Annotated in this window: 13 protein-coding genes; 10 read left to right on the top strand and 3 right to left on the bottom strand. The window is 69.4% G+C overall.

What is annotated here, in order from left to right:
- Positions 1-19: 19 nt before the first annotated feature.
- From ACNQS7_RS13385 to ACNQS7_RS13375, 3 genes are all read left to right on the top strand, one after another.
- Positions 20-1,576 (top strand): FAD-binding protein, encoded by a 1,557-nt coding sequence (locus ACNQS7_RS13385; RefSeq protein ID WP_418012908.1) that lies wholly within the window; start codon positions 20-22, stop codon positions 1,574-1,576.
- A gap of 147 nt (positions 1,577-1,723) precedes the next feature.
- Positions 1,724-2,530: a biotin--[acetyl-CoA-carboxylase] ligase gene (locus tag ACNQS7_RS13380; RefSeq protein ID WP_418012907.1), complete on the top strand. Its 807-nt coding sequence runs from the start codon at positions 1,724-1,726 to the stop codon at positions 2,528-2,530.
- An 11-nt stretch (positions 2,531-2,541) separates the two neighbouring features.
- Positions 2,542-3,060, top strand: coding sequence for a PH domain-containing protein (locus tag ACNQS7_RS13375; RefSeq protein ID WP_055576732.1), 519 nt, complete (start codon positions 2,542-2,544; stop codon positions 3,058-3,060).
- Here the strand turns inward: ACNQS7_RS13375 and ACNQS7_RS13370 are convergent.
- Complete coding sequence (locus ACNQS7_RS13370) at positions 3,015-3,701, bottom strand: GtrA family protein (protein ID WP_055576733.1); 687 nt, start codon at positions 3,699-3,701, stop codon at positions 3,015-3,017. The genes ACNQS7_RS13375 and ACNQS7_RS13370 overlap by 46 nt on opposite strands.
- A gap of 99 nt (positions 3,702-3,800) precedes the next feature.
- Between ACNQS7_RS13370 and ACNQS7_RS13365 the strand changes: the two genes are divergently transcribed.
- From ACNQS7_RS13365 to ACNQS7_RS13340, 6 genes are all read left to right on the top strand, one after another.
- Positions 3,801-5,039 (top strand): 5-(carboxyamino)imidazole ribonucleotide synthase, encoded by a 1,239-nt coding sequence (locus ACNQS7_RS13365; protein ID WP_418012906.1) that lies wholly within the window; start codon positions 3,801-3,803, stop codon positions 5,037-5,039.
- Entirely contained in the window at positions 5,026-5,544 is a 519-nt protein-coding gene (gene purE / locus ACNQS7_RS13360; RefSeq protein ID WP_418012905.1) for a 5-(carboxyamino)imidazole ribonucleotide mutase, read from the top strand. The genes ACNQS7_RS13365 and purE overlap by 14 nt, the downstream gene beginning before the upstream one ends.
- 20 nt (positions 5,545-5,564) lie before the next feature.
- Positions 5,565-6,734 carry an acyl-CoA dehydrogenase gene (locus ACNQS7_RS13355; protein WP_418012904.1) on the top strand — a complete coding sequence of 390 codons (1,170 nt, stop codon included), beginning with the start codon at positions 5,565-5,567 and terminating at the stop codon, positions 6,732-6,734.
- A 254-nt stretch (positions 6,735-6,988) separates the two neighbouring features.
- Positions 6,989-8,179, top strand: a complete 1,191-nt coding sequence (locus ACNQS7_RS13350; protein ID WP_418012903.1) for a PP2C family protein-serine/threonine phosphatase — start codon at positions 6,989-6,991, stop codon at positions 8,177-8,179.
- Positions 8,180-8,253: 74 nt separating this feature from the next.
- Positions 8,254-9,774, top strand: coding sequence for a sensor histidine kinase (locus tag ACNQS7_RS13345; RefSeq protein WP_418015985.1), 1,521 nt, complete (start codon positions 8,254-8,256; stop codon positions 9,772-9,774).
- On the top strand, positions 9,771-10,211 hold the full coding sequence (locus ACNQS7_RS13340) for a response regulator (protein ID WP_205876722.1): 441 nt from the start codon (positions 9,771-9,773) through the stop codon (positions 10,209-10,211). The genes ACNQS7_RS13345 and ACNQS7_RS13340 overlap by 4 nt, the downstream gene beginning before the upstream one ends.
- Here the strand turns inward: ACNQS7_RS13340 and ACNQS7_RS13335 are convergent.
- Entirely contained in the window at positions 10,197-12,425 is a 2,229-nt protein-coding gene (locus ACNQS7_RS13335) for a SulP family inorganic anion transporter (protein ID WP_418012902.1), read from the bottom strand. The genes ACNQS7_RS13340 and ACNQS7_RS13335 overlap by 15 nt on opposite strands.
- A gap of 311 nt (positions 12,426-12,736) precedes the next feature.
- Here ACNQS7_RS13335 and ACNQS7_RS13330 point away from each other — a divergent pair, with 311 nt between their 5' ends.
- Positions 12,737-13,399: a TetR/AcrR family transcriptional regulator gene (locus ACNQS7_RS13330; protein WP_418012901.1), complete on the top strand. Its 663-nt coding sequence runs from the start codon at positions 12,737-12,739 to the stop codon at positions 13,397-13,399.
- Here ACNQS7_RS13330 and ACNQS7_RS13325 read toward each other — a convergent pair.
- The gene (locus ACNQS7_RS13325) at positions 13,396-17,040 is read right to left on the bottom strand and encodes a PE family protein (protein ID WP_418012900.1); all 3,645 of its coding nucleotides are present in this window, start codon (positions 17,038-17,040) and stop codon (positions 13,396-13,398) included. The genes ACNQS7_RS13330 and ACNQS7_RS13325 overlap by 4 nt on opposite strands.
- Between the last annotated feature and the right edge of the window lie 228 nt (positions 17,041-17,268).

Below are 17,268 nucleotides of genomic sequence, written 5' to 3'. Positions count from 1 at the left end.
CCTTAAGTAGTCTCCGGTCATGGGTGGCCCTGGTGCGATGGACTGGTCAGAGGAGCACGATGTTCTGGTCGCCGGGTCCGGCGGAGGGGGTGTCACCGGCGCCTACACCGCAGCCCGCGAAGGTCTCGACGTGCTGCTCATCGAGGCGACCGACCGGTTCGGAGGCACCACCGCGTACTCCGGTGGCGGCGGAGTGTGGTTTCCCTGCAATCCGGTGCTGCAGCGTGCCGGCACAGACGACACCATCGAGGACGCGCTCACCTACTACCACGCCGTCGTAGGGGACCGGACGCCCCGCGAACTGCAGGAAACCTTCGTCCGCGGCGGCGCCCCGCTGATCGAATATCTGGAGCAGGACCCTGACCTGAAGTTCGTGCCGCTGCCGTGGCCGGACTATTACGGCAAGGCGCCGAAGGCCCGCCTCGACGGCCAGCGCCACATCGCGGCGAAGCCCCTGAAGGTGGCCGCCGCCCCCGAGCTGCGCGACGCCATCCGGGGTCCGCTGGACACCGACCGGCTCGGGGCGCCCACCCCGCCCGACTACTACATCGGCGGCCGGGCGCTGATCGCTCGTTTCCTCAAGGCCATCGGCCAGTACCCCAACGCGTCGCTGCGGCGCGATACCGCACTCGTCGAACTCGTCGTCACCGACGGCGCCGTTCAGGGCGCCATCGTCGAGAGCGAGGGCACGCGCAGGGCTATCCGCGCCCGTCGCGGCGTGCTGCTGGCCGCCGGCGGTTTCGAGGGCAACGATGAGCTGCGCAGACGCTACGGCGTGCCCGGAGTCGCGCGCGACACCATGGGCGGGCCGGGCAGCCAGGGCCGAGCGCTGCAGGCGGGGATCGCGGCGGGTGCGGACACCGACCTGCTGGATCAGGCGTGGTGGTCGCCGGGCATGACCCATCCCGACGGCCGCTCCGCCTTCGCGTTGTGGTTCACCGGCGGCATCTTCGTCAACCAGGACGGCAACCGGTTCGTCAACGAGTCCCGGGCTTACGACCGGGCCGGCCGCGAGATCATCGCCCAGTTGCAGGACGGCTCGCTGACCCTGCCGTACTGGATGATCTACGACGACAAAGAGGGCGAACGGCCGCCGGTCAAGGCCGCCAACGTCTCCATCGTCGAGACGCAGAAGTACGTCGACGGCGGGCTGTGGCACACGGCTGACACCCTCGAAGAGCTGGCCGCCAAGATCGGGGTGCCGGGCGCGGGGCTGGCCGCCACCGTGGCCCGTTTCAACGACTTCGCCGCCGCCGGGGTGGACGAGGATTTCGGTCGCGGCGACGAGGCCTTCGACCGAGCTTTCTCCGGCGGCGCCTCACCGCTGGTGCCGGTCGACACGCCGCCGTTCCATGCCGCGGCCTTCGGCATCTCGGACCTGGGCACCAAGGGCGGGCTGCGCACCGACACCGCCGCGCGGGTGCTCGATACCGATTCCCGGCCGATTCCCGGCCTGTATGCGGCCGGCAACACGATGGCCGCTCCCAGCGGCCTCGCCTACCCCGGCGGCGGCAACCCGATCGGCACCAGCATGTTGTTCAGTTACCTGGCTGTGCGGGACATGCTGGGGCGTTGAGTGTGCTTCCAGGGCGTTGCGTGTGTACGGAGGGCGGTGCGGAGCCGATTTTTGCGCCCGGAACGCACAATCGAAGCCGACGTTTCACACGCGATGGCTATTCGGCATCGGCCACGCCCATCCCGACATGCTGGATAGGGTGAACCGATGAGTGATCAGCTCACCCCGCTCGACGAGGCCGCCCTGCGGGCCCACGTGATCGGCGGGCCATCCTACTGGAAGCGACTGGACGTCGTCGCGCAGACCGGTTCCACGAACGCCGACCTGCTGGCGCGCGCCGCGTCCGGGGCCGACATCGACGGTCAGGTGCTGATCGCCGAGCACCAGACCGCCGGACGCGGGCGCCATGACCGCCAATGGGCATCTCCCGGCGAGCAGATCACCATGTCGGTGGGCGTGCGGGTCGAAGACGTCTCGACCGCCGGCTGGGGCTGGTTGTCGCTGGCCACCGGCCTGGCGGTCGCCGACGCGGTGGCCACCGCCACCACCGTCGAAGCCGGTCTCAAATGGCCCAACGACGTGCTGGCCGGGCACGGCAAACTGGCCGGCATCCTGGCTGAGGTCACGCGGCCGTTCGCGGTGATCGGGATCGGCCTGAACGTCACCGCGGCCCCACCCGGAGTGCCGGGGGCCACCTCACTGCGCGACGAGGGCGTCGCGCAGCCCGAACGGGACGTCCTGGTCTGCCGGATTCTGCGCGAACTCGGGGAGCGGATCACCGGCTGGCGTGCCGCCGACGGCGCCGACCCCCAGCTGGCCAACGACTACCGCGCCCGCAGCCTGACCCTTGGCTCCCGCGTGCGCGCCGAACTCCCCGGTGGCCGGCAGATCGTCGGGATCGCCCGCGACGTCGACGACCAGGGCCGGCTGTGCCTGGAAACCTGGGACAGCGACGCCGCCAAGTCCGGCGAGACCGTCGTGATTTCCGCCGGCGATGTGGTGCACCTGCGGTAATCTCGCGCGACATGGGCTACCCCGACAACGCGCTGGCTGCCGGCGAGCAGGTCGTGATTCACCGCCACCCGCACTGGAAGCGGCTGATCCTGCCGGTCCTGACGTTGCTGCTGGTGACGGGCCTGGCGGCGCTCGGCTCGGGCTTCGTGAACTCGACCCAGTGGGCGCAGCTCACCAAGAACATCCTGCAGGGCGTCATCTGGGGTATCTGGCTGATCATCATCGGCTGGCTGACGGTGTGGCCGTTTCTGACCTGGCTGACCACTCACTTCGTCGTCACCAACCGGCGGGTGATGTACCGCCACGGGGTGCTCACCCGCAGCGGCATCGACATCCCGTTGGCCCGGATCAACAGCGTGGAGTTCCGGGACAAGATCTTCGAGCGGATGTTCCGCACCGGGACGCTCATCATCGAGTCGGCGTCCCAGGATCCGTTGGAGTTCTACAACATTCCGCGGCTACGCGAGGTGCACGCGCTGCTGTATCACGAAGTCTTCGACACCCTGGGCTCGGAGGAGTCACCGAGCTGAGCTGACCCGGGCGCTGCCAGCCGGCCGGTCCCCTTGCCGCGCCGGTTGCGCCACGACTTCAGCAGCGTGACGTTCCCGCCTTCCAGCTCGTCTTCGAACACCTCGGCGATTCCGCCGGCCGTCAGCGCCGATTCCAGCGCCTTGTCCGGGTTGCGGGCGAACTGGTCGGGGAACACCCAGCGCCGGAACGCCCAGAACCGGAACGCCATCTGCAGCAGGTTGCCGACGATGTACGCCGACAGGAAGTCGGCCAGGTTCTCCATCGTCAGGGTCACGTTCGGCACCCGCAGTTGCAGAACGTAGCTGGAGAACCACAGCGGGGCCATGCTCAACAGCACGCCCACGCCGCTGAAAGCGAAGAACAGCAGCGCTTCGTGGTGGCGCTCACGGCCGCCCCGGTCCCGGAAGCTCCATTCCCGGTTCAGCACGTAGGAGGCGATGACCGCGACGATCCCGGCGATGACCTTCGCCGTGACCGGCTTCGATTCCAGAATTGTGAGCTTCAGCGTGTAGAAAATCGCCGAGTCGATGATGAATGTGGTGCCGCCGACGATGGCAAATTTGATCAGCTCGTGGTGGCGCATCGCAAAGGGTTGAACCACCCCGGGGAGGCGCGCAATTGTGGCATCGGCAAAGGACACAGCACGCCAGTCTACGGACGATCTCGAATTCGGCGCAAAATGGTACATAACGATTTGGTACGAGAGCCGGAAAACACGCCGGTCAGGTGCCGTGACAACATGATGGCCGTGCCGAGACCCCGTACCCCGCTGGTGGCCATGGTCGGCGGTGGCCAACTGGCCAGGATGACCCATCAGGCCGCCATTGCGCTCGGGCAGAGCCTGCGCGTGCTGGCTAACACCGCCGACGAGCCGGCCGCCCAGGTCGCCCCCGACGTGGTGCTCGGCTCCCATACCGACCTGGAGGACCTGCGCCGGGTCGCGGCCGGCGCCACGGCGCTGACCTTCGACCACGAGCACGTGCCCACCGAATTGCTGGAGAAGCTGGCAGCTGAAGGCGTCAACGTGCTGCCGCCGCCGGAAGCGCTGGTGCACGCGCAGGACAAGCTGGTCATGCGGCGGCGTTTGCAGGCCCTGGGCGCCCCGGTACCGCGCTACCTCGGCATCGAAGACCCCGACGCACTTGGGGAGCTGGACGGGTTCGCGGCGGAGATCGGTGGCCCGCTGGTGGTCAAGGCGGCCCGCGGCGGCTACGACGGCCGCGGCGTCGAGATGACGCGTGATCTTGCCCACGCCCGCGAAGTCGCGGGTGACTATCTGGCCGGCGGGGTATCGGTGCTGGTCGAGGAGCAGGTGGCGCTGCGTCGCGAACTGTCCGCGCTGGTCGCCCGCTCGCCGTTCGGCCAGGGCGCGGCGTGGCCGGTGGTGGAGACGGTGCAGCGCGACGGTATCTGCGTGCAGGTGATCGCTCCGGCGCCGGAACTGGCGCCGGAAGTCGCCGCCGATGCCCAGCGGCTCGCGCTGCGGCTGGCCGCGGAGCTGGGCGTGGTCGGGGTGCTGGCCGTCGAACTGTTCGAGACAACGGGGAGCGCTGCTGGGCCCCTCCTAGTCAACGAGCTGGCGATGCGGCCGCACAACTCCGGGCACTGGACCATGGACGGTTCCCGCACCAGCCAGTTCGAGCAGCACCTGCGGGCCGTGCTGGACTACCCGCTGGGCGACACCGACGCCACGGTGCCGGTGACGGTGATGGCCAACGTGCTGGGCGCGGCGCAGGCCCCGGAGATGGGCATCGACGAACGCCTGCACCACCTGTTCGCCCGGATGCCCGACGCGCGCGTGCACCTCTACGGCAAGACCGAACGTCCCGGCCGCAAGGTCGGGCACATCAATTTCCTCGGCACCCACGCGGACGGCCCGCACGACCTCGCCGAGCTGCGCGAACGCGCCGAGCTCGCGGCACACTGGCTGTCCCACGGGCAGTGGACGGACGGATGGGATCCACATGACCATGACTAATCCCCGGGTCGGCGTGATCATGGGCAGCGACAGCGACTGGACGGTGATGCAGGACGCCGCGGTCGCACTGGCCGAGTTCGACGTCGCCTTCGAAGTCCGGGTGGTGTCAGCGCACCGGACCCCCGATGTGATGTTCGACTACGCGCGGCAGGCGGCCGAGCGGGGCATCGAGGTGATCATCGCCGGGGCCGGCGGCGCAGCGCACCTGCCGGGCATGGTCGCCTCCGCGACCCCACTGCCGGTCATCGGCGTGCCGGTACCCTTGGCCCGGCTCGACGGACTGGACTCGCTGCTGTCGATCGTGCAGATGCCGGCCGGTGTGCCGGTGGCCACGGTGTCGATCGGTGGGGCGCGCAACGCCGGTCTACTGGCGGTGCGGATGCTCGGATCCTCTGATCCGGAACTACGGACGCGCGTCGTCGCGTTTCAGAATCAGCTGGCCGAGACCGTGCGGGCCAAGGATGCGGAACTGCAGAGACTTGCGGGTAAGTTAGCCCGCGAATAGGAAAGAGGAGGCTGGCGAAGATGGCTGGTTGGGCCGGAGACGCGTCGTTCGATTTGTTCCAGTTGCCGGAGGAACACCAGGAGTTGCGGGCCGCGATTCGCGCGCTGGCCGAAAAGGAGATCGCGCCGCACGCCGCCGATGTTGACGAGAATTCCCGGTTCCCGCAGGAGGCATTGGACGCGCTGACCGCCTCAGGCTTCAACGCCGTGCACGTCCCCGAGGAATTCGGCGGCCAGGGCGCGGACTCGGTGGCGGCCTGCATCGTCATCGAGGAGGTGGCCCGCGTCGACGCCTCGGCTTCGCTGATTCCCGCGGTCAACAAGCTGGGCACCATGGGCCTGATCCTGCGCGGCTCCGACGATCTGAAGAAGCAGGTGCTGCCCTCGATCGCGGACGGCTCGGCATTGGCCTCCTACGCGCTGAGCGAACGCGAGGCCGGCTCGGACGCCGCCTCCATGCGCACCCGGGCCAAGGCCGACGGCGACGACTGGATTCTCAACGGCGCCAAGGCGTGGATCACCAACGGCGGCAAGTCGTCCTGGTACACCGTCATGGCGGTGACCGACCCGGACAAGGGCGCCAACGGCATCTCGGCGTTCATGGTGCACATCGACGACGAAGGCTTCACCATCGGCCCAAAGGAGCGCAAGCTCGGCATCAAGGGCTCGCCCACCACGGAGTTGTACTTCGAGAACTGCCGGATCCCGGGCGACCGGATCATCGGCGATCCCGGCACCGGGTTCAAGACGGCGCTGGCCACGTTGGACCACACCCGCCCGACGATCGGGGCGCAGGCGGTCGGCATCGCCCAGGGCGCGCTGGACGCCGCCATCGCCTACACCAAGGACCGCAAGCAGTTCGGCCAGTCGATCAGCGACTTCCAGGCGGTGCAGTTCATGATCGCCGACATGGCCATGAAGGTGGAGTCCGCGCGGTTGATGGTCTACTCCGCGGCGGCGCGTGCCGAACGCGGTGAAGGCAACCTCGGCTTTATCTCCGCGGCGTCGAAGTGTCTGGCGTCCGATGTGGCGATGGAGGTCACCACCGACGCCGTGCAGCTGTTCGGCGGCGCCGGATACACCGTCGACTTCCCGGTCGAGCGCATGATGCGTGACGCCAAGATCACCCAGATCTACGAGGGCACCAACCAGATTCAGCGGGTGGTCATGTCACGGGCGCTGCTGCGCTGAACGGAGCGCCGGCACAAAAAATGCAGTTTCCTCAACTGGGGAGAAAACCCCAGTCCAACCGCCTATTATCCAGCTGACGACCAAGTCCCCGCGATTGAGCAGCCAGTCGGGGTGGCAACGAACGCGCAGGGCCGGTGTCGGTGTATTCGCCGTCGCCGTCGCGCTGTCGTGCCGCTCAATTGTTTGCACTGCCCAGGGGGGTGTGAGGTGACTGATCCAATGGCGCCTGCGCACCCGGAAAAGACGGGTCTTTCATGACGGTGGCTGGTCCATTGGACCCGGCGGCGAGTTGGCAATCGCTGTCATTGCTCCTGGTCGAAGACGACCGCGCGGACGCCGTGCTGGTCGAGGAATTGATCGCCGACACCGTCGCCGACATCGAGGTGGTGTGGGCGCAGTCGATGGAGCACGCCGAGCGTCAGCTAGCCTCGGCCCGTCCCGACTGCGTCCTGCTCGACCTGAACCTGCCCGACGCGAACGGGATCGACGCGCTGGACCGCATCCTCAAGAGCGACGCCACCGTGCCGATCGTCGTCCTGACCGGTCTCAACGACGAGTACTTCGGTGCGTCCGCGGTCGCCGCCGGCGCCCAGGACTACCTGGTCAAGGGCCGCGTCGAACCCGAGATGCTGCGGCGCGCGCTGTTCTACGCGATAGAACGCAAGCGTGCCGAGTTGATCGCCGCCGACCTACACGCCAGCCAGCTGCGCGCGCGGGAGAACGCGCTGCTCGAGCGCGGCCTGCTGCCGTCTCCGCTGTTGCTGGACGACCCGGGCGTCGACATCGTGGCCCGGTACCGGCCGAGCCGGGAGAACGCCCTGCTGTGCGGCGACTTCTACGACGTGGTGCAGACGCCGGACCGGGTCACCCACGTGCTGATCGGCGACGTCGCCGGGCACGGGCCAGACGAGGCGGCGCTCGGCGCGGCGCTGCGGATCGCTTGGCGCACATTGACTTTCACCGGAATCCACGGAGTCGAGCAGATGCGTCAGCTGGAACGGGTGCTGCACGCCGAACGTGCCGAGAACGGCGTCTTCGCCTCCGTGCTGAGCCTGGCGATCCCCGCTCGAGGGGCCATCACCGCGATTCGCGCGGGGCATCCGGGAATGTTGCTGCACGGCCCGGGTTCAGTGGAGTGGATCGAGCCGCCGCACGGTCCGGCGCTGGGCCTGCGCGGCAGCGACTGGCCGCAGCACGAGCTGGAGGTACCGGCCGGGCACGGGTTGCTGCTGCTCACCGACGGGCTCTTCGAGGGGTACGCGGGGCGCGGCCCACGCCGGCTCGGCGAGGACGGGTTGCTGGCGCTCGCGCGTGGGCACGCGCACCTGGGCGGCGCGGAGTTCGTCGACGCGCTCATCGACGGGGCGCAGGAGCTGGCTCAGGACCAGGGCGGGCTTACTGACGACATCGCGGTGGTGCGGGTGCAGCGGACCGGGCGCCCGTGAGGAACGACGCGTCGGGTTCGCTGCCGAAGAAGCGGCTCACCGTGCGCGGGTGGCTGGCCGTCGTGCTCTCTACGATGGGCCTTCTGGTGTTGCTGGGTGCGGTCATCGGCGCGGTACTGCTGGAGCGCACCGACGAGCTGGCGCGCGAACTGAGGGACAACATCCAGCCGGCGCGGGTGGCGGCCTATCAGCTGCAGTCGGCGTTGCGTGATCAGGAAACGGGGCTGCGGGGCTACCTGATCTCCGCCGACAAACAGTTTCTCGTCCCGTATTACGAGGGAGTGGCCGCCGAAAAGGGTGTCGCCCAAGAGCTCCGGAGCCGGGTTGCCCGGAACCCGAAGCTGATCTCCGACCTGGACGCCATCGAGGCCGCCGCGGCCAGCTGGCGCAAAGACTATGCCGAGCCGCTCATCGCGAAGGTGACCCCGAAAACTCCCACGGTCGTTCCGGCCCCGACGGCGGCACTGGGCAAAGCCGAATTCGACTACATACGGCAACTTTTCACCACCCAGAACGACCATCTCACCCAGGCCCGCGAACAGGGAGCGGCCAGGCTCGTGCGCATGAACGACTGGCGTGACCGGGTGCTGGGCGCCATGGTGCTCATCTTCGTCGCCACGGCCGGCCTGCTGGGGTTCCTGGTGCAGCGCGCGGTGACCCGCCCGCTGGCCAGGCTGGCCGCATCGTGTCGGCAGATCACCGACGGCCACTTCAGCGACACCATCGAGCCGCCGCGCCGGCCCGCGGATATCCGGGGCATCGCCGTCGACGTGGAGAACATGCGGCAGCGGATCGTGGCTGAACTGGAGGCGTCGCAGTCGGCGCAGGAGCGGCTCGACGAGCAGGCGGCCGAGTTGCGCCGGTCCAATGCCGAGCTCGAACAGTTCGCTTACGTCGCGTCGCACGACCTGCAGGAACCGTTGCGCAAGGTGGCGTCGTTCTGTCAGCTACTGGAGAAGCGCTACGGCGACCAGCTCGACGAACGGGGCACCCAGTACATCGCCTTTGCCGTCGACGGGGCCAAGCGGATGCAGGTGCTGATCAACGATCTGCTCAGCTTCTCCCGGGTCGGCCGCCTCAACACCAAGTACACCAAGGTGGAACTCGGCACGGCCTTGGACACGGCGATCGCCAACCTCGGCGCGGCGATCGAGGAATCCGGGGCCGAGGTGGTTCACCCCGGGCAGCCGCTGCCGCAGGTCTTCGGTGATCCGACGTTGCTGACCATGCTGTGGCAGAACCTCATCGGCAATGCCGTGAAATTCCGCCGCGAAGACCGGGCGCCGCGCATCGAGATCGCGTACCGCCGGGGTGCCGGCAACCACACCGACAACTGGGTTTTCAGCGTGTCCGACAATGGCATCGGAATCCCGGAGGAGTTCGTCGGTAAGGTCTTCATCATCTTCCAGCGCCTGCACGGCCGGGACACCTATGGTGGAACCGGGCTGGGGCTGGCGATGTGCAAGAAGATCGTTGAGCACCACGGCGGGACCGTGTGGATCGACACCTCTTACACCGATGGAACGCGATTCGAATTCACGCTTCCCATCGCTGACACCAACGCTGAGGCCATTTCAAAAGGAGCAGACGCATGACATCACCCGGCCGCGCAATCGACATCCTGCTCGTAGAAGACGACCCCGGCGACGAACTGATCACCCGGGAAGCGTTCGAGCACAACAAACTCAACAACCGCCTGCACGTGGCGCACGACGGTGAGGAAGGCCTGAACTACCTCTACCGCCGCGGCGCCTACGAACACGCGCCCCGTCCGGATCTGATCCTGCTCGACCTCAACCTGCCGAAGTACGACGGCCGGCACCTGCTGGAGAAGATCAAGTCCGACCCCGAACTGAGCCGTATCCCGGTCGTCGTGCTGACCACGTCTTCGGCCGAAGAAGACATTCTGCGCAGCTACAAACTCCACGCCAACGCTTATGTCACCAAGCCGGTCGACCTGGACCAGTTCATGAATGCGGTCCGCCAGATCGATGAATTCTTTGTGCAGGTCGTGCGTTTACCGAACGGCTGACGCCACCGCTTCGCGAGCCGGTTCCGCGTGCACGATGCCGTGTTCGTTCACCTCGTGCACGTGGACGGTCGCAAAATCGAAGAATATGCCGACGACGCGCAGTTGCCCGGACGCCACCAACGGCGCCAGGATGGGATGCCGCGTGAGTCGCTGCACCTGCATGGCGACGTTCACGATCGACAGCTGGTCGAGTTCGCTGAAGGTGAAGCCGTTGGATGTGCTGCTGATCCGGGCGGGGTGATTGTCCCGGTAGGCAACCAGGCTGTCTTCGGCGTACTGCAACCAGCGGCCGATCGGACGGTCGGTCACACCGGCGTCGTCGTTCAGCACCACCTGCATCGCGCGGCAGGACGAATGTCCGCAGACGACAACGTAACTCACGCCAAGCTGGTTGACCGCGAAGTCCAGCGCGGCGTCCACCGAGCGCTCGGCCGGATCGGTGGGCACCAGATTGCCCACATTGCGGACGATGTAGAGGTCGCCGGGACGGCTGGCGGTGATGGTGTCCGGCAGGATGCGGGAGTCGGCGCAGGTGAGAAACAGGGTGTCCGGGTTGGGCGAACCGACCAGCTCCGCCACATGGCGGTGCAGCGCCCCGACGCCGTTGCGGTGATATTGCTTGACGCCGTCGAGGATAGACGCGTCGGTGCCTTCGCCGTTGCTGTCACGCCGCGATGGCCAGGGCGCCTCGCGCAGCGACCGCGCGGTGTAGTGCCGTTTGGGTGGGCTGCTGTGCGCGCTCGACAGATTCGCCGGCGATGTCTCGACGATGTGCACCGCTCCGCCGGTCGCCTCATGGGAGGCCTTCCAGTCCGAAATCGCCTCGGAGATCGAGTGATCGATGTAGTCGGCATTGAGGTTGAGGGTGACATCGCTGCCCGGCGGCAGCGTGGAGAGCACATTGGTCAGCCGGGGCAGCAGCAGAAAACTGAGGGTGCCGTCGATGTCCACATGCCACTGCTTGGATTCGCCCCCGATCGGCCGGGCCTCGATGGGAGCGCGTACGAGGCGCACCAGCAGAAACAGGATCGCGATGGCAAGACCGATCGCCACGCCTTCCAGCAGGTTGAGGAACACCACGCAGACGATGGTGATGGCGTAGATCACGAAGTTGCCGGTGCGCACCGCGACCCTGATGTGGGCCAGTTTGATGAGCTGAATGCCGATGACGATGAGCAGGCCGGCCAGCGCCGCCTTCGGGATCAGCTCCACCAGGTTGGTGAGCAGCGACGCGAACAGCAGGATCCAGATGCCGTGCAACACCGCCGATGTGCGGGTGCGGGCACCCGCGGCCACGTTGGTGGAGCTGCGCACGATGACGCCGGTGACCGGTAAGCCGCCGAGCAGTCCGGAGACGACGTTGGCGCTGCCCTGTCCGAGCATCTCCCGGTTAAAGTTGGTGCGCGGTCCGCTGTGCAGCTTGTCGATGCCGACCGCGGACAGCAGCGACTCGACGCTGGCGATCAGGGCGACCGTCACCACTCCCAGTGCGACGGCGCCGATCTCCTGGGTCCACGGGTGCCCACCCGGCGCCAGCGGCGGTAGGTGCGGCAGGCCGATGGCCTCGAAGAAGTTGCCTGACAGTTTGATTCGCTCGACGTCCAGGTTCACCACCAGTGACAAGGCGGTAGCCGCCACGATGGCCACCAGGGCGCCCGGGATGAACCTGACCTTGGCTGGCAGCTTCGGCCACAGCAGCAGGATGGCGATCACAACGCTGCCGACGATCACTTCGTGCAACTCGTGGTTCATGATTCCGCTGGGCAGCGCCTCGATGTTCGCCCACGCGGAACTGCGCGACGATCCGCCCAGCAGCACGTGAATCTGCTGCAGCACGATGGTGACTCCGATACCGGCCAGCATGGCGTGCACCACCACCGGGGCCACGGCGAGCGCGGCACGCGCCACCCGCACCAGGCCCAGCAGGATCTGCACAGCGCCCGCGCAGACGGTGATTACGCACGTCATTTCCCAGCCGAACTCGTCGATCAACCCGGCCACCACCACGGTCAGACCCGCGGCCGGTCCGCTGACCTGTAGCACCGACCCGCCGACCGAGCCGGCGATGATGCCCCCGCTCACCGCGGCGATCAGCCCGGCCATCAGTGGTGCCCCCGACGCGATCGCGATACCCAGCGACAGTGGCAGCGCCACCAGGAAGACGACCAGCGACGCCGGGACGTCGTAACGAAGGTTGGGCACGAGCTTCTGCATGAGTCTCCTCAGGGCCGGTCCGCTCAGGCAATCGAACCGGCGTGAACAGGTGGGGTGTATCGGGTGTCCACCCGGCATCGGCAACCCGGATTCGCCATATATTTGTGATCAGCAAATTCTTTGAATCCGACTACCGACGCCTGACCAAATGGTCCATGTGACCCCCGGCAATTCGGCAAATCCCACGCTGATTCATTCGTAATTCAAAGAAAGCCGGCTACCGCGGCGGGCCCGGCCCGCGCAACGTTGGTGTTCGGTGAGAGTCCCCACTCCTGATCTAAGGTGAGGTCGCCGCCTACCGGGAGAGGAATATGGCCACCGACAAATCGCCCAGTCGCATGGACCTCCGCAAGCAGCGCACCCGTGCCGCACTGATCACGGCCGCCCGGACTTTCATCGCCGACGGTCAGCTCGAGGTGCCGGTGCAGGACATCTGTGTGGTCGCCGATGTCGGCGTCGGATCGTTCTACAACCACTTCGACAGCAAGGAAGAACTCTTCCGGGCGGCCATCGTCGACGTGATCGACGCTCAGGCGGGTCTGCTGGACGCCCTGACGGACGCCGTCGAGGATCCGGCGGAGAAGTTCGCCGCCCGATTCCGCTTGACGGGCCGGATGTTCCGGCTGCGCCCGAAGGAAAGCCGGATCGGGCTCGCGCTGGGCATGCCGCTGATCATGTCGGAGAAGGGGCTGGGTCCGCGCGGTGTCCGGGACATCGGCGCGGCCGCGGCGGCCGGGCGGTTCACGATCAAGGACCCCGAGCTGGCGATGGTGCTCGGCGCGGGATCGCTACTGGCGCTCGGCCAGTTGGTTTATGACCAGCCGGCCCGCGACGACGAGGAGACGATAGACGACGTGGTCGACAGCCTGCTCAGGCTCTTCGGACTGGAGCCGGAGGAGGCGCAGCGCATCAGCCGTACGCCGTTGCCCGACCTCAGCTGGATCCGCGACGTCGATTTCAACCAGTTAAGCTAGCCCGCCTTGCCGGATATTCCGATGAGGCCGCCGCTACCAGCTGCGCCGGCGGTCCCGTCGTCCGCCGCGGCCCCGCCCGTTCCAGCGATGCCGCCGGCCGCTCCGTCACCGCCGATTCCGACCAGGCTGTCGGCGTTTCCGCCGTTGCCGCCGTTGCCGCCGGCACCGCTGTGGCTGTTGCTGCCACCGTTGCCGCCGGCGCCGCCCACCCCGCCGTCGCCGCCGTAGCCGATCAGCCCGGCGGTCGAGCCACCGTTGCCGCCGGCGCCGCCGGCGCCGCCTTGACCGCTCGACAATCCTGCGTTGCTGCCATGACCACCGGCGCCGCCGTTGCCGGCGATGCCGCCCAGGCCGACGTCACCACCGTTTCCGCCGTTGCCGGCGGTGTTGATCGAGCTGACATTGCCGCCGAAGCCGGCGTCGCCACCGTTGCCGCCGGCGCCGCCCACACCCCAGAGGTATCCGCCGTGGCCGCCGTCGCCGCCGTTGGTGCCGGCGCCACCGGCGGCCTGGCTGGCGTTGCCGAACAGGTTGATGGCGCTGCCGCCGATGCCGCCGTTGCCGCCGACCCCACCGACACCCACCAGGCCCACGTCGCCTCCCGCGCCCGCGGTGCCGGCACTGCCGCCGGCGATCTGCACGCCGTTACCGGCGATCCCGTAGCCGCCGTTGCCGCCGCTGCCACCGTTTCCGCCGACGCCCCAGAGGTATCCGCCGTGCGAACCGCTGCCGGCGGCGCCGCCGGCGCCGCCGGTCGCGCCGGTGCCGGCGGTGTAGTAGGTGGTGCCGCCCGCTCCGCCGTTGCCGCCGTCGCCGCCCGCGCCGTAGATGAGCCCGGCTGTGCCGCCGGTGCCGCCGGTGCCACCACCGCCACCGGCGGCGGTGCCACCGCCGTCTCCACCGCGCGCACCGTTACCGCCGTCGCCGCCGCTGCCCCACAGCCCGACGGAACCGCCCTGACCCCCGTTACCGCCGTGGCCGGAGACTTCCACCGACCCGCCGTCGCCGCCGTCGCCGCCTACCCCGTACAGATAGCCGCCGCGACCACCGGTACCGCCGTCGGCACCGTTGGTGCCAGAGGGGTTGGGGCCGTCGAGGTTGCCCGCGTTGCCACCGTCGCCACCGGCTCCGATCAGCCAGCCGGCGTCGGCACCGCGACCGCCGGCCGCGCCAGCACCTGAGTCGCCGCCGTTGCCGCCGTTTCCGCCGATGAAGCCGGCCGCGCCGCCGTCGTGGCCGGATACGCCGGCGGTGAAGGTGTTGCCGCTGTTGCCGCCGTTGCCGGTCAGGTATCCGGCCCTCGCGCCCTGGGAGCCGAGCCCGCCGTCGAAGCCGTAGGCGCCGGGGGCGCCGTTGCCGCCGGAGCCGCCGTCGCCGATCAGCAGCCCGGCGCTGCCCGCGGCCCCGCCGTTGCCGCCGGTGCCGCTGTCGCCGGCCCCGCCGTTGCCACCGCTGCCGCCGTCGCCGAACAGCAGGCCACCGCTACCGCCGGCGCCGCCGTTCGCCCCGGCCCCGGCGTTGCCTCCATCGCCGCCGACGCCGTAGAGGTAGCCGCCGCGACCGCCCGCGGCGCCGGCCGTCGCGGCGGCGGAGCTGTCGCCGCCGCGGCCTCCGGTGCCGAAGACTTGCCCGGCGTCGGCCCCGGCCGCACCCTGCAGGCCGCTGCCCCCGGCGCCACCATCGCCGATCAGGTATCCGGCTCGGCCCGCCGCGCCGCCGGCTACCGGGCCGTAGCCACCGTCGCCGCCGTCGCCGAACACCCACGCCGACCCGCCGGCGCCGCCGTCACCGTTGGCGCCGGCGCTGCCCGCGGCGCCGTTGCCATGACCGCCGGTTCCGGCCTGGCCTGCGGCGCCGCCGGTGCTGCCGGTCCCGCCGTTGCCGCCAGTGCCGAATAACCGTCCGGAGTCTGCGCCCGCTGCGCCGATGGCGCCGGCGCCGCCGCTGCCGCCGTTGCCGCCTGTGTTCGAACTGCCGATCCCCGCGCCGCCGTTGCCGGCACCGCCGCCGTTGCCGCTGTTCCCGCCGGCCCCACCGCTACCGATCAGCCAGCCGCTGGCTCCGCCCCTACCGCCCGTCGCGCCGGCGCCGCCGTTCCCGCCGTCACCGCCAGGATTGGACCAGTTGACGGTGGTGGCGGCGCCGTCTGCGCCGTGGCCACCGGCACCGCCCGTTCCGCCCGCGCCACCGTCACCGAACAGCCAACCGCCGGTACCACCCGCACCGCCTAGCCCGCCGCCGGCGCCGGCGCCGCCGTTGCCGCCCTCGGGCCCGCCGGAGCCACCTGCGTTCGGCTCGACGGTGCCGGCGATGCCGGCCTCGCCGCCATTCCCGCCGAGGCCCCCCGTACCTCCGGCGCCGCCGGTGCCGAACAACCGACCGCCACCGCCCCCGGTACCCCCGTTGCCGCCGCCGCCGGCTCTGCCGCCATCGCCGCCGCTTGCCGCGGTAACGCCCAGACCGCCGGCCCCGCCGGTGCCGCCGTGCCCGCCGCCGCCACCGGCGCCACCGGTGCCCAGCAGCCAGCCACCGTCACCCCCGACGCCGCCACTGCCGCCCGACGCGCCGTAGCCGCCGAATCCGCCGCTGCCGGACCAGTCAGTGGTGGCGAGCCCACCCGCACCACCATCTCCGCCGCGACCACCGAGGCCGGCTGCCCCGCCGTTGCCGAACAGGCCCGCGGACCCGCCGCCGCCGCCCGTACCGCCGACACCACCGTTCCCGCCGGTCCCGCCGAACGCTTGGACCTGGTACTCGGTGCCGTCAGCGCCGGTGCCGCCAGTGCCGCCCGCACCGCCGACACCGCCGGCCCCGCCCTGGCCGTAGAGCCATCCGCCGGCGCCGCCCGCGCCGCCCGCACCGCCGACGCCGCCCGTGCCACCGTCACCGGTTGGATTGCTGGGCGAGCCTGTGCTGCCGCCGCCCTGCCCCGCGGCACCTCCAGCACCGCCCGCACCGCCGGTGCCGAACAGGCCGGCGGCGCCACCGGCGCCGCCGGTTCCTCCATTGCCGCCGGGGCTACCCGTGACGTGCGCGGCGCCGGTGGCACCGGTGCCGCCGATACCGCCCGCGCCGCCCGCGCCACCGTTGCCCCACAGCCAGCCGCCGCTCCCGCCAGAACCGCCGCTGCCGCCGGCCGCACCGGTCCCGGCCGCGCCGTTGGCCCCGCTGCCGCCTGCGCCGCCGTTGCCGATCAGCCCGGCGCTCCCGCCGTTGCCACCCGCGCCGTTGTAGCCGTTACCGCCGTTGCCGTACAGCCAGCCGCCGTCCTGGCCGTTGGGGCTGGCCGCGGTGCCGTCGGCCCCGTTGCCGATGATCGGCCGCGACAGCAGCGACTCGATGGATTGCAGCGGGCCGGCGTTGACCGCCTCGGCCGCGGCGTAGGAATTCGCCGCGCCGGCGAGTGCCTGGGTGAATTGCGAGTGGAACCGGGCCGCCTGGGCGCTGACCGCCTGGTAGTCCAGGGCGTGACCGGAGAACAGCGACGCGAGCGCTGTCGAGACCTGGTCGGCACCCGCGGCCAGCACTCCGGTGGTGCTGGCGGCGGCCGCCGCGTTCGCGTCCCCGAGTGCCGAGGCGATGTTCTGCACGTTCGCCGCCGCTGCCGTCAGCGCCTCTGGGGCAATCGTCGTAAAGGACATCGCTGCCGCACACCCCGTCCGTAGTCGGTATCTCGTCGAAGACAGAAGGACCCTAATCCCATTCGCCGAAGAATTGCAGCATTTTTATCAATAAAATGGCGTGAGAGGAAAACTGAATAATCTTCAGGATTTGAAATTGAATATTCCTCAGAAGATTCGCGATGCGGTCTTTCTGAATTGTGCCGAAAGCGGCGTTTTCCAGCGAGAACGTGAGGGCTGCGTCAGAAA

It is taken from the genome of Mycobacterium sp. 23 (assembly GCF_048287075.1).
GTDB classification, from domain to species: Bacteria; Actinomycetota; Actinomycetes; order Mycobacteriales; family Mycobacteriaceae; genus Mycobacterium; species Mycobacterium gordonae_B.
This window is presented reverse-complemented; position numbering and strand designations above follow the sequence as displayed.